The sequence below is a fragment of the Kitasatospora sp. NBC_00315 genome, from assembly GCF_041435095.1.
In the GTDB taxonomy this organism is placed as follows: domain Bacteria; phylum Actinomycetota; class Actinomycetes; order Streptomycetales; family Streptomycetaceae; genus Kitasatospora.
In genome coordinates this window covers 3,978,388-3,990,808 of sequence record NZ_CP108025.1, presented here as the reverse complement: position 1 = coordinate 3,990,808, position 12,421 = coordinate 3,978,388, and the positions used below count along the sequence as shown (strand labels likewise).

General features: G+C 72.8%; 13 protein-coding genes and 1 pseudogene. 5 read left to right on the top strand and 9 right to left on the bottom strand.

The window, feature by feature from the left end; genetic code table 11:
• The first annotated feature begins 48 nt into the window (after positions 1 to 48).
• On the top strand, positions 49 to 1,962 hold the full coding sequence (locus tag OG823_RS16245; RefSeq protein WP_371480268.1) for a glycoside hydrolase family 9 protein: 1,914 nt from the start codon (positions 49 to 51) through the stop codon (positions 1,960 to 1,962).
• 112 nt (positions 1,963 to 2,074) lie between these two features.
• Here OG823_RS16245 and OG823_RS16240 read toward each other — a convergent pair whose 3' ends face one another.
• The 5 genes from OG823_RS16240 to OG823_RS16220 all read right to left on the bottom strand — a co-directional run bounded on the left by OG823_RS16240 (position 2,075) and on the right by OG823_RS16220 (position 7,498).
• Positions 2,075 to 2,959 carry an HAD family hydrolase gene (locus tag OG823_RS16240; RefSeq protein ID WP_371480267.1) on the bottom strand — a complete coding sequence of 295 codons (885 nt, stop codon included), beginning with the start codon at positions 2,957 to 2,959 and terminating at the stop codon, positions 2,075 to 2,077.
• Between the two features lie 802 nt (positions 2,960 to 3,761).
• Positions 3,762 to 4,634 (bottom strand): JmjC domain-containing protein, encoded by an 873-nt coding sequence (locus OG823_RS16235; RefSeq protein WP_371480266.1) that lies wholly within the window; start codon positions 4,632 to 4,634, stop codon positions 3,762 to 3,764.
• A 217-nt stretch (positions 4,635 to 4,851) separates the two neighbouring features.
• Positions 4,852 to 5,721 (bottom strand): JmjC domain-containing protein, encoded by an 870-nt coding sequence (locus OG823_RS16230; protein ID WP_371480265.1) that lies wholly within the window; start codon positions 5,719 to 5,721, stop codon positions 4,852 to 4,854.
• A gap of 158 nt (positions 5,722 to 5,879) precedes the next feature.
• Positions 5,880 to 6,080 (bottom strand): hypothetical protein, encoded by a 201-nt coding sequence (locus OG823_RS16225; RefSeq protein ID WP_371480264.1) that lies wholly within the window; start codon positions 6,078 to 6,080, stop codon positions 5,880 to 5,882.
• 428 nt (positions 6,081 to 6,508) lie between these two features.
• The gene (locus tag OG823_RS16220; protein ID WP_371480263.1) at positions 6,509 to 7,498 is read right to left on the bottom strand and encodes a response regulator transcription factor; all 990 of its coding nucleotides are present in this window, start codon (positions 7,496 to 7,498) and stop codon (positions 6,509 to 6,511) included.
• 222 nt (positions 7,499 to 7,720) lie between these two features.
• On the opposite strand from OG823_RS16220, the gene OG823_RS16215 reads away from it, so the two are divergent.
• From OG823_RS16215 to OG823_RS16200, 4 genes and pseudogenes are all read left to right on the top strand, one after another.
• Positions 7,721 to 7,927: a hypothetical protein gene (locus tag OG823_RS16215; RefSeq protein WP_371480262.1), complete on the top strand. Its 207-nt coding sequence runs from the start codon at positions 7,721 to 7,723 to the stop codon at positions 7,925 to 7,927.
• A gap of 7 nt (positions 7,928 to 7,934) precedes the next feature.
• The gene (locus tag OG823_RS16210) at positions 7,935 to 8,402 is read left to right on the top strand and encodes a response regulator transcription factor (RefSeq protein WP_371480261.1); all 468 of its coding nucleotides are present in this window, start codon (positions 7,935 to 7,937) and stop codon (positions 8,400 to 8,402) included.
• Positions 8,403 to 8,559: 157 nt separating this feature from the next.
• Entirely contained in the window at positions 8,560 to 9,189 is a 630-nt protein-coding gene (locus OG823_RS16205) for a hypothetical protein (RefSeq protein ID WP_371480260.1), read from the top strand.
• Positions 9,190 to 9,262: 73 nt separating this feature from the next.
• Positions 9,263 to 9,499, top strand: a pseudogene (locus OG823_RS16200) (LLM class flavin-dependent oxidoreductase); the annotation flags it as partial.
• Between the two features lie 44 nt (positions 9,500 to 9,543).
• Here OG823_RS16200 and OG823_RS16195 read toward each other — a convergent pair.
• The 4 genes from OG823_RS16195 to OG823_RS16180 form a co-directional block, all read right to left on the bottom strand.
• A complete protein-coding gene (locus OG823_RS16195) occupies positions 9,544 to 10,005 on the bottom strand; it encodes a DUF5615 family PIN-like protein (RefSeq protein WP_371480259.1) in 462 nt (153 codons plus the stop codon).
• Complete coding sequence (locus tag OG823_RS16190; RefSeq protein ID WP_371480258.1) at positions 10,002 to 10,649, bottom strand: DUF433 domain-containing protein; 648 nt, start codon at positions 10,647 to 10,649, stop codon at positions 10,002 to 10,004. Before OG823_RS16190 ends, OG823_RS16195 begins: the two co-directional genes overlap by 4 nt.
• 165 nt (positions 10,650 to 10,814) lie before the next feature.
• Positions 10,815 to 11,972, bottom strand: a complete 1,158-nt coding sequence (locus OG823_RS16185) for a hypothetical protein (RefSeq protein WP_371480257.1) — start codon at positions 11,970 to 11,972, stop codon at positions 10,815 to 10,817.
• A 52-nt stretch (positions 11,973 to 12,024) separates the two neighbouring features.
• On the bottom strand, positions 12,025 to 12,336 hold the full coding sequence (locus OG823_RS16180) for a hypothetical protein (RefSeq protein WP_371480255.1): 312 nt from the start codon (positions 12,334 to 12,336) through the stop codon (positions 12,025 to 12,027).
• Positions 12,337 to 12,421: the final 85 nt, after the last annotated feature.

Below are 12,421 nucleotides of genomic sequence, written 5' to 3'. Positions count from 1 at the left end.
CCTTCCTAACAAAGCGCAGCTTCCCCTCCCCAGGCAGGAGACGGCCGTATGACGCACACCCGGACCCGGCTTTTCCGTGGCGGCGCCCCCGCCCTCGCCACGGCCCTCGCTCTCGGCGCCACCCTCCTCCAGGCCCCCTGGGCCCCGGCCGCGCAGGCCGCGACCACCGGGCAGATCCGGGTCAACCAGGTCGGCTACGCGGACAGCGGCGCCAAGGAGGCCTTCCTGCTCTCCAAGGCCGCCGTCACCGGTGCGGCCTGGAAGCTGCTGGACGCCTCCGGTGCCACCGTCGCCTCCGGCACCACCGGTGCCAGCCTCGGCAGTTGGAACACCGCCTACCCGGCGGTCTACCTGATCGACTTCACCGGCGTGAAGGCCGGCGGCAGCTACCGGATCCAGGTCAGCGGCGCCGCCACCGGCACCTCGCCCGCTTTCACCATCGGCGGCGCCCCCGCGCTCTTCGGCGGCCTGGCCGCCGACGCCACCACCTTCTTCCAGTCCCAGCGCGACGGCCGCGGCACCGTCCCCGGACAGCTCGCCCGCAAGCCCGCGCACCTCGACGACAGCTCCGCCGCCGTCTACAACTGGCCCGCGTTCACCAGCTCCGACGGCGACACGATCAAGAGCGCGCCGACGAAAGCGGGCACCACGGTGGACGTCGAGGGCGGCTGGTTCGACGCCGGTGACTACCTGAAGTTCACCGAGACCGCCTCCTACGCCGACGCCACCCTCCAGCTGGCCGCCCGGGAGAGCGGGGCCGCGCCCGACTCCGCGCTGCGGGCCGAGGCCCAGTACGGGCTCGACTGGCTGGACAAGATGTGGGACGAGAAGACCCGGACCCTCTACATCCAGGTCGGCCTCGGCTCGGGCACGTCCAACGGCAGTGTGGTCGGCGACCACGACGTCTGGCGACTGCCCGAGAAGGACGACGCCGACAGCGCGCACCCGTTCCTCAAGAACCGTCCGGTCTTCCGGGCCGCCGCCCCCGGCGCGAAGATCAGCCCCAACCAGGCCGGCCGGATCGCCGCCGACTTCGCCCTCGGCGCGCAGCTGTACGCCGCCACCGACGTGGCGAAGGCCAAGGGCTACCTCGACGCCGCGGCGCAGATCTACGCCCTGGCCGACACCGCACCCGGGACGCTGGTCACCACCGTCCCGCACGCCTACTACCCCGAGGACAGCTGGCAGGACGACCTGGCCTTCGGCGGCGCCGAGCTCGCCCTCGCCGGCCAGGCGCTGGCCGACTCCCGGACGTCCGGCTGGCTGTCCCAGGGCGCCACCTGGGCCAAGGCCTACGACGCCACCGGCAACACCGACACCCTCAACATGTACGACACCGCCGCGCTCGCCCAGGCCGAGCTGGCCAGGGCGGTCAAGGCGGCCGGAAACCCGGGCGGCCTGGCGATCGGCTACGACGCCCTGGTCGCCGACCTCAAGGCGCAGATCACCGGCGCCAAGGCCCGCGCCGACCGGGACCCGTTCCACATGGGGGCGGTCTACGACGACTTCGACGCCGACTCGCACGCACTCGGCCTCGCCGCCACCACCCGCCTCTACCGCAACCTCACCGGCGACACCTCGCTCAACCGCTTCGGCGTCCAGCAGACCGACTGGATCCTCGGAGCCAACGCCTGGGGCACCTCGATGATGGTGGGCGAGGGCAGCACCTTCCCGCACTGCACCGCGGGACAGCTCCCCAACCTGGCCGGCAGCCTCGACGGCGCGAGGCCCGTGCAGCTCGGTGCGATCGTCAACGGCCCCAACGGATCCGGCCAGTTCACCGGCGGACTGGGCGACTACCTGACCGGCATGCGGCCCTGCCCGGCGGGCGGGACGGACGCCTTCTCGGCCTTCACCGGCCACGGCAGCACGTACGTGGACGACGTCCGCTCCTGGCAGAGCAGCGAGCCCGCGCTCGACATGACGGCCTCCGCCCTGCTGGCCTTCTCGCTCTCCGGCTGAGCGGGACGGCCCCGACGGCCCCCGCGGCCTCCGACGGCCCCCGCGGCCTCCGACGGCTCCCGCGGCCCCCGACGGCCTCCGACGCCTCGCGCGCCGGAGGCCGTCGGCGTTCTCAGGCGCTCGCGGCGGCGGCCTTCCCGGTCGCTCCGCCGGCGGCGCCGTCCGCGGCCAGCAGGCTCTCCACCACGGTCGCCACGCCGTCCGCCTCGTTGCTCAGGGTGTGCAGCGGGACGGCGGCGAGCACCTCGGGGTGCGCGTTGGCCACCGCGTACGCCGTGCCGGCCCAGGCGAGCATCTCCAGGTCGTTCGGCATGTCGCCGAAGGCGACCACCTCGGTGCGGTCGATGCCGTGCTCCGCGCACCAGCGGGCCAGGGAACTGGCCTTGGTGACGCCCGGGGCGCTGACCTCCAGCAGCGGGATCGGGCTGGAGCGGGTGATCTCGGCCAGGTGGCCGGCCGCCGTCCTGGCCCGGGCGAGGAAGGTGTCCGGGTCGAGGTCGGGATGCTTGGCGAGCAGCTTGAACAGGCCGCGGACGGCGCCGGCCGCCCCGAGCAGCTCCTCCGCGGGGCCCACCGGGTGCGACTCGTCCGAGCCCCACATCCGCACCTCGTACCCGGGCTCGCGGGCGAATCCGCCCGGGTACTCGAAGGCGAACGCCGTCCCCGGCAGGTCCTCACGCAGCGCGGTGATCACTGCGAGGGTCTCCTCCGGGCCGAGCGGGAAGGTCTCCAGCAGCTCACCGCGTCGGACGTCGACGATCGCCCCGCCGTTCGAGCAGATCGCCACGCCGTGCCCGCCCACGTGCGAGCTGACCTGCTGCATCCAGCGCGGCGGGCGGCCCGTGACGAACACCACCTGGACGCCCGCCGCCTCGGCGGCGGCCAGCGCGGCGGCGGTGCGCGCGGAGACGGTGCCGCCGGCGCACAGCAGGGTGCCGTCCAGGTCGGTCGCGATCAGGCGGGTGCGGGGCTTCGGGTGGCCCGGGGAGGTGGTCACCGATCCATCTTCGCTCACCGGCCGGGGGCGGTCACCGGCCCGGGCGGGTTCCGCCGGCCCGTCGAGCGACGCACGGCGGGGACCGGGCCACGGCGGCGGCGGCCGAGCCGGAGCCGGACCGACAGACCGGTGCGGCGGGTGGCGGTTGACCGATTCGTGCCGGTCCGAGGCATCAGCCGGAGGGATCTGGGCAGGAATCACCCCGGCAGCCCCGTCCACAGGAAGTCCGATGCCAGCTCGCTACCGCAACGACGCGTACGACCCGGCCGAAACCGCCGCACCCGGCAGGTCCGGCCGGCGACCCCCCGTCTGCGAGATCTGCGCCCGCCCGCTGACCCGGTGGACGGCCGTTCTCGGGCGCTCCCGGTGCACCTGCTGCGCCCCACCCCGCCCTCCGACGGCCGACCGTGAGCCGGTGTCCCTCGGTGAGGCGCTGGCAGGGGCGTTCGAGGAGGTCGCCCGGGCGGCTCGCGTCACACCGCTCGTCCCGGCCCAGCGGACCACCGCCACCGGCGTTCCGGTCACCGCCGTCCCGACCACCGGCGCTCCAGCCACTGCCGTCCCGGCCGCCGGTGCCGGTTCGGCTTCGGCTCCGCGGCCGCCGGCGCTCCGGGCGGACGATGACGGCGGGTCATGGCGGCCCGGTGGCGCGGCGCCGGGCCTTGCCGTGCCGTCGGACGTCGCGTAGCGCTGAAGCCTGGAGCGTCGGAGTCCTGGAACCCCGGAAACCTGAGCGCGGTGTTCGACGTGAGCGCCACCGCCCCCGGGGGATCGGTGGCGCCGAGCGGGCCGGCGGCCGGTGCTAGGCGGTCTGGCGCATCGCGGCCCGGGCGAGTTCGATCAGGTCGGCGGGGGTCAGCTCGGCCGCCATGGTGCGGGCGTACGTCAGCAGGTCGGTGGCGGCGGAGTGCAGGGCGTCGTCGTCGAGCGGCCGCCCCGGCAGGTCGGGCCCACCGGTGACCAGGGCCTGGGCGAGGGCGTACAGGTTGGCGGTGGCGACCTCGCGCACCGTCAGCGACAGATGGGCCGAGGGTTCGTCACCCACCGGGTCGGCGCTGTACGCGAAGCCCCGGGGAGCGTAGAGGACCTCGCCCGGGTGCAGCACGGCCTCCAGAAGCACCTCGCCGGGGTCGCCGTCCGGCGGCGCGCCCTCCCGGTCGCCGGTCTCCGGCCTCGCGTGCACCCGCCAGCGGGCGGCCCCGCCGAGCTGTACGGCCAGCACGTCGGCGTCGTCGCTGTGCACGGGGCGCCCCCGGCCACCGGGAGGCGTGAGGAGGTGGAACGCCTCCACCCGGCGGCCGAGCTGCTCGGCGAGACCCCGGGCGAGGGCGCGTACGCCCTGGTGCCACTGGTCGACGTGGCTCAACAGCACGGTGGCCCCCTCGTCGCGGACCAGGGTGCGGACCGCGTCCGCGTCGGCGTACTCCTGCACCACCTCGCCCAGGACCACGCGGGGCCGGCAGAAGTCGGCGCCGGGCAGGTGGCCGCCCTGCCGGACGAGGGCGATGTAGGGGACCTTCAGCAGACCGTGGTCGAGCAGCTGCTCCAGCTCGGTGCGGGGCAGCACGTCCACCGGAGGGTCGGTGGGACGCAGCACCGCCGGGGTCCTGCGCCAGTACGCGGCGAGGAACCGCTCCTCGTCCCCCACGCAGCGGCGCAGCCAGTTCTCGGTCATGTCCGATGTCGCTCTCTGCCCCGGGCGGGCCGGTTCGGGCCCTGCGGGCGGGGGCCGGGGCAGGGCGTGGGGGTGGGGTCGCGGTCGCGGGTCCGGGTCCGGGTACGGGGGGGCGGTCGCGGGCACGGGCGGTTCGGGGCGCGGGACGGGTGCCGACCGTGGGCCGGCCGGTGCCGGGTCGGGTCAGGCGGTGGGTCGGATCAGGCGGCGGGTCGGGTCAGGCGGTGGGGCGGCTGCTGAAGGCGTTGCGGCGGGCACCGGCCACCAGGGCCGTAGGGGTGGCGTCGGCGAGCCGGGCCCGCAGGTGCTCCAGCAGCGCGGCCGCGGTCCGGGTCAGTTCGGCCTCGTCGAGCGGGTGGGCGGGCAGGGCGAGATCTTCGGCGAGCAGCGCCCGCAGTTGGGTCCGCAGATGGCCGCCGCCGGCCTCGCGCAGGGCGACGGTCAGGTGCAGGGACGGTCCCGCCCCGGTGGCCCGGGCCGTGTGGGCGTAGCCGTTCGGCACGTAGAGGACCTCACCCGTCCGTACCAGGGTCTCCAGCAGCACCGGTCCGGGGTCGTCCTCGCGTACCGGCTGCCAGGCGGGGTCGGTCGGGCCCGCGTACACCTGCCAGTGCTTGGTGCCGCTGAGCTGGATCACCAGGATGTCGCCGTCGTCGCGGTGCACCGGCCCGTGGCGCCCGGGAAGGGAGGAGAAGAGGAAGGCGTCGGCCAGGCGTCCCAGTCGCTCACCCAGGTCGGTGGTGAGCGCGCGCACCGCCGGGTGCCAGTGGTTGAGGTAACGCAATTGGAGGGTGGCGTCCTCGTCGCGGATCACGGCCCGGACCAGCTCCGGATCGAGGCAGCCCGCCAGCGGGTGCCCGGCGACGATCCTGGGCGGGCAGATCCGCTCGTCCGCCACGGCGCCCGCGCGGGTGAACAGCCCCGCGTACGGGGTGCGCAGCGTGCCGCCGTCGATCAGGGCGTCCAGGTCGGCGGGGGTGAGGATCTCGGTGGGCGGGTCGGCCGGACGCAGCAGCGCGGGCCCTCGGCGCCACTGGGTGCGCAGGAAGGCGTCCGGGTCGGACACACATCGTTCGAGCCAGTTCACGGCCCCTCACTCCCTCTCCGGTGCGCCGCGGTCAGCGCGTCGCCCCGTGTCCGCGCGCCGTCCGCTCCGTCGCGTCGCGCGCTCCTCCTCCGCCGTGGGCCCGGCCGCCCGGTGCCCCGCCGGCCGGAGCGGGCGGCGGGGCACCGGGCGGAGGGCACTCACATGACGTCGGGGTAGCAGCCGCCGCAGCCGTCCGGCGTGACGTGGCCGGCCGTGACGGTCGGGGTGGCGGCCTGGGCCTGGGCCGCGGGGGCGAAGACCGCACCGCCGATGGCGGCGGCGACCGCCACCGAGAGCGCGGCCTGGCGGGTCAGGGCGGCGAGCCTGGAGGTGGTGTCGGTGTGCTGGGCAGTGTCCACGGTTCGTTCCTCCGAGAGATGGTGAGGGTGTCGCCTGCCCGGACGGGCAGGACGGGGCCGCCGAACGCCCGAACCGGTCCTTACGGCCCTGGCGTCGGACGGCCGGCTGCGCCGGGTGGTCCGGCGACGGGCGGGGGGCGGGCCCGGAGCGGGAGGAGCACGGGCGCCTGCGCGCCGGACCTCGGATCGGGGCCGTTCGCCGGGCGGTTGCCCGGCAAGGCGCAGATCCGCGTCCCGCCGGTGTCCATCTTGAAATGTGGACACCGCCGACGGAAAGCCACGGGATGCCGGTCCCGGGGCCGCGGTCCCGGGAGTACGTGACAGGGCCCGTGCGTGACAGAGCCCGTGTGCGTCGGGGCGGGTGCGCGTCGGGTCCGTGTGCGTCGGGGCGCGCGTGACGGCGGCCTCGCGGGGCCGCGTGCCGGGCGTCAGTCGTCCAGCAGTCCGGTCCGGGCCGCTGCCACGCCCGCCTGGAACCGGCTCTCGGCCGCCAACTGGGTCATGATGTCCGCGATGTGCCGGCGCGCCGTACGCAGGGACATGCCCAGGCGCCGGGCGATGGCCTCGTCCTTGAGGCCCGCGGCGAGCATCCGCACGATCGTGCGGTCGAGCTCCCTGGCGACCTGTTCGAGGCCCTCCTCCGCCGCCGCCGCGAAGGGCCGCGCCAGCGCCCAGGACTGCTCGAATATCTCGCACAGGTAGGCGACCAGCGAGTCCTGGCTGACCATCAGGGCACCCCAGGAGCCGTCGCTGAGCGGCAGGAACGCCAGCTCGCGGTCGAAGACGATGAGCCGGCCGAACAGCTCGTGGGCGGTGCGGTACTCGGCGCCCAGCCCGGTGGCGGCCTCCACGTAGGCCTGGCTGGGGCCGTTGAAGCGCGCGGTGTGGTGGTACAGCGTTCGCATCCGCACGCCGCGGGCGAGCAGGGCGTGGTCACGGCCCAACGCCTCCTCCATTGCCTCCGGTACTCGGGAGCCGCCGCCGGGCTGGCTGGTCAGCACCTCCTCCCGACAGCTGTCGGAGGCCCGGTCCAGGGCCGCCCGCACCTCCGGCAGGCTGGCGATGACCCGCAGGCCCTGGCCGGCGCCGTCGGCGCCGGGGCTGCGCCGGTAGTGCGGCAGGAAACCGGCCACCTGGGTCCGCCTGCGGGCCAGTTCCTCCTGGCTGCGCCGGATCGCGGCCTCGACCGGGGCGGCGAGGGCGGTCATCGCGGCGTCCGGTGCCACCGCGTACCCCACCGCCGGATCACGCGGATCCCGGTGGACCAGCTGCCACTCGGTCAGGCGGTGCAACGCGCTCCCCGCGCCCGCCGGGTCCAGTCCGAGCCGGCGCAGGTGGTCGGCGAGGGCGGTCAGGTCCAGCCGGCGGTGCGTCAGCACCCAGTCGTAGACGGCGGTGTCGACCGGATCGGGTTCCACTCCGGTCGGCTCTCCAGGGGTTTGGAGTAGAAAGTCCATATCCGTCCCCCGGTCATCTTGCTGCCATCGAAGTTGCTGAGGTGACCGGCGGATGGCCCCGGACCACCTCGATTGACATGCTAGGTCACGCGCCGACGGCCGCTGCCGTGCAGCCCGCCGCTCGCCGGCTCCGCCGGGCGCCCCCTCACCGGACCAACGTCTACGATCCCTCCGGAGGACACCGTGAAGCGCTTCCTCGTCCCGGCCGCCCTGCTCGCCGCACTCCTGGGCGGCGGAGCGACCGCGGCGGCCGGTGTGCTGCCGGGGTGGTCCGCACCGGCGGGGAACGCGCTCACGGCCGCGGGCGCCGGCGGTACGGCGGTGTCGGATCTGACCGACACGTCCTGGGGCGGCGGCTGCGAACTCCCGCTCTGCAAGCCGCTGAACTGAGTCGGCCGTGCCCCCGCGCCGCGCCGTGCCCTCGCGCCGGGCCCAGGCCCCGGGCCGATCCGCACCGCCGCCCGGTGTCGTCGGACTGTCGGAAGGGTTATCGGAAACGCCCCGGAACGACGCCGACCCGGCCGTCCGCACCGTCCTTCCGGGCGCCCGCACCGACTACCCGGCCGCCCCCGCTGACGGCGGCGGCCGGGAGGACGACTGCGGCGGTCACGGTCACGGCCACGGCCACGACCACGGGCATGGGCACGACCACGACCGCGGCTACGGCGGCGCGCGGCTCAGCCGGCGGGAGTTGCAGGTGCTGGAGCTGCTGACGGAGGGCGCCACCTACGCCGCCATCGCGAACCGCCTGCAGCTCAGCCCGCACACCGTGGACACCTACCTGCGCCGGATCCGCGGCAAGACCGGCACCACGAACCGGGTGCAGCTGGCACTGCTCGCCTTCACCAGCATCCTGGAGCGGTAGCCGTCCGCGCGGCGCCCACCGCGCGCCGCGCGGAGTCTGCGCGGTGAGCGGCTCGTCGCAGGAGGAGACGCCCTGCGCGCCGGCGCGCGCGCACCGCTTCCGGCTTCTTCCGGCCGGACGACCCGAGCGACTTCATGGACAAGGAGAGCGTGCGATAGTGGGAGCGGATTTCGATCTGGAGTTCTCACGAGCCTTCACCGACAAGGGGTGGCGCACCGAGATCTCTCCTTGGGAGGCCGTGGATCGGTGGCAGCGGTTCGCCGCCGACTGCGCGGCCGGGTTCCCCTGGGACCTCGACGACTACCTCAACGACCTGTCGTTGCGGACCGTCCTCTCGGAGGTTCTGCCTCAGCTGTCCGGCCCCGAGGCGGACGGCTTTCGGGAGGCGATCGAGCGCACCGACCTGGCTGTCCGGCTGGTGCTGACCGACGAGTCGTTCCCGTCCTACCCGGTCGACCAGTGGTGGCTGCGGAACAGCCCGTCGTACGCGGCCCGGAGCTTCTGTGCGGAGTTCGAGTCTGCGTACGGCGTGCGGATCCGTCCACAGTCGCGCTTCGACGACGACGTGGCTGAGCTGTCCCGGCTGGTCGCCGACGGACTGGGCCCGGCCGACGCCTGCCTCCGCTTCCGAAGCTCAGGCCGCTATGCCGCCACCGTCGACGGCCTGTTCCTCCGGGCCGCCAGGGAGAGCCTCGACCTCGATCGGAAGGCCGCCAGGATTCTCTGGTCGTGGCTCATCGGGAAGATCACGGACGCCGAGTTCCAGGCATCTCTTGGCCATGTGTGACGATCCTCTGCGCCGATAGGAGTCCGGATGCGCAGACAACAGCTCCGCGCCCTGCTCGCGTAGGGTCGCGAGCATGCGACTGAGCACGGTGATCCTCCCCATCCACCGGTGGAGCGAGGGCCAGAAGATCTGGCGGCGGGCCGAGGACCTCGGCTTCCACGCCGCCTACACCTACGACCACCTCTCCTGGCGGAGCTTCCGGGAGGAGCCCTGGTTCGGGGCCGTTCCCACGCTGACGGCCGCCGCCACGGCGACCGAACGGATCCGGCTCGGGACGCTCGTCACCTCAGTCAATCCTTTTTCACCTATCGCAGCCTGACCTGCGATGTTTCGCCGGTTCAGCCCCTGATGCCACTATCCCTGCGAGTCGGCGGGCCAGAACCTGGGTGGGGCGCTGGCAGGATCCACAATCCGCAAGCGGCTCTGCTGGGACGGGTCGACCGCATTCAGCGAGATCAGACGTTGGCCGTCCGCCTGGTCGAGTTCAGCCAAGGCGTGGGGAAGGCCGGCGCACACAGTGGCGATAGCCGCACCGAGACCCACCAGCCCACCGTGCTTGTGATTCTGGCGGTACTCGATGCGATGCAGGCCCGACTCTGCGATGGCGACTACTTCGAGCGGGCGGCTCAGTTGCTTCGTGTCATTCGTGACAACGATCTGAAAGCCGTCCGCTGCCGCACGCGCATAGAGGTCGACGTCCTTGGTTCCCGCCCAGCCGCTGAGTTCGGCTACGTGCTCGACGACGTGGTGCTTCAGGAGCAGCCGCACGATCCGTGCCATGGGAAGCGGCACGTTCTCGTCGAGCAGCAGCTTCAAGACGCTGCCTGCCGGATTTCCGCGTCCTCGTAACTGTCGACATAGTCGGCGAAGTCCGCTGCGTCCCGCGCTGCCTCTGCTGTCACGCCCGGGTAGTAGTCGCCGATCTGCTCGGGTGGCACGCCGTCCCTCAGGAGAGCGGCGACCTCCGTCGCCGGGATGCGTGTCCCCTCGACGACCGGCTCACCGCCTCGCACGGCAGGGTCGATGGACACGTGCGGCCGGGGTTCAAGGAGGTCCGGGATTCGTCGACCACCACGGTAGAAAGGCGCAAGCACGTCCACCATGTCGTGGATGACGACATTGCCCTTGCTCCGCACGAGGTCCACTGCGTGCTCCGGGTCTGCCAGGTAGATCGTGTCACCGCCTGCGACCAGTCGGTAGGCCGAGAGGTGTTCCCGTTCGTCGAGGCCCTCACGCAACGTGCTCAGTGCCCGCCTGATCTTCTGCAGGGATGCCTCCTCGCGAAGGCGGACACAGGCTCGCAGGGCGACCACGTCGCGAAAGGAGTAGAGGATCGGACGGGATGCCGAGATCTCCGGCACGAGGACAGCGCCACGCTCGCCGGTGGCCCGCCGCCAGTGCGACAGCTGCCGCAGAGTCGCACCGGACAACGCGGCAGCCAGTTTGGGCTCGTACGACATGCGGCACCTCCTCGGCTCCAGACGACGATCCGACGCTACTTCATCGTCCCGTACGGGCATCAGGCTCGCCAGCATTTCACCCGGACGAGGCCGCCGAGACGCGCCGCGCTCTCGTGAGCTTCCGCCGTCGGTCGCCGGCGGCGAGTTCGCTGAGGCGCTCGCCGATCACGGAGACGCCGGGTCGGGACTCCTGTGTGTAGTACCAGGGCTTGCGTCGGCGCAACAGTTCCTCGCCGTGCTGGGCCCAGGTGAATCCGGGTTTCCGCAGCAGCTTCCGGAAGACCGCGTCGGTGGTCTCCGGGTGGGCGGTGGCCAGGCGGCGGATCGGCAGGGGCGCGATCGAGTCCTCGCGAGGTATGTGCGTAGCAGGTCCTGGTGCCGCCTGCGGCCTGCGAGGGCCGGGTCGGCGAAGAGGTCCCGCAGCATCCCGTAGTCCGCGTAGAAGTTCATTCCGTCGACTTCGTCGTAGATGACGCCGATGGTGTCCGAGTCTGCGAGGGCCGGTGGAAGTTCGAATGCCGGGAAGTCCAGCCCGGGCAGCCGCCTGCCTTGTGCGTGGTCGGGGTGTGCGGCGGCGGTGGCTTCCTGTCGGTGCCGGTAGTAGGCGTTGAGCCTGGCCTCGGCCTCGGCAGGGGGCAGGACCAGTTCGTCGCCGCCGCAGAACTCGACGAACGCGGCGCGGTCCTCCCGCATCCGCTCCCATCCCTGCTCGATCTTCTCGGGGTTGCGGAAGACCAGTTCGGGTCGGCTGGTAGCCAGTTGGAGCGCGGCCCGGGCGATCTCGGTGGCGCTGGACTTCGGGTAGGACGACATCATTCCGGAGATCAGCCACACACCGTCGGCCGCGTGGATGGGCACCAGGCAGGCGAGAAGGAACTGTCCCTTGGACACTCCACGGAAGGCCTTCGGCCCGACGTTCGAGTACGTGCGGTACTCCAGGTCGTCGACCAGGTTCAGCAGGACGACGCCGTCTCCGTCCTTGCGTCGGATCTCGAAGATGCCCTCGACCGGGTCACGCCAGCTGAGCAGCATATCCCGATCAACTTCGCTCAAGTCCCGCCGTGAGCCGACGAATCGGTCCACCACGGTGGTATCGCCCGGCAGGCGGTACCGCAGGATGAAGTGGTCGGTGATCCGGATCGCGTCGCCCTCGTCCAGCCGCCGCTCAGGGCCTGCGGCCTCCAGCAGGAGGGGGGTCAACCACCGGTCGAAGCGCGCGCTCTGTGCGAAGGCGACGAGTTCGCCCTTCAACTCGGCACTGCGCTCGATGAGATCGGTGAGCGAGCGCTCGCTGTGATCCGCATCCCGAACGGCGATCGCCATGTCCTGCTCTCCCTGCGTGCCAGTGCCGAAATGATGTGTGAGCTGCTTGACGTCAGCCGGACCAGTAGCGGTACGCCTCGATCCACTCGGCGCCGTTCGGGGCAGGTGTTGGCAGCGGCAGCTCCAGGATCCCGATCTTCTGTCGAACACGGCCGCGGAAGCACAGGGCGATGATCCGGCCGTCCTGAGCGAGATCGATGCCGCGCACGGTCACCTCCACTCCGAGAATCGTCGTGCCGAACGGCACTGCGAGATTCTCCTGCAGCATGGTGAACAGACCGGTCAGCTGCTCGTCCTCGCCGTAGGCGTCGACGGTGGCCTCGTCGACCATGGCCTCAAGCTCGGCCCTGCCCAGTGCACCCATGGCGCCACGCTAGCGGTCGTGCAGGTGACGTCGCCGCGGGTCGCTCGAATCTCACCCGTCGGTGTGCACGCATAGGGTCGATGTC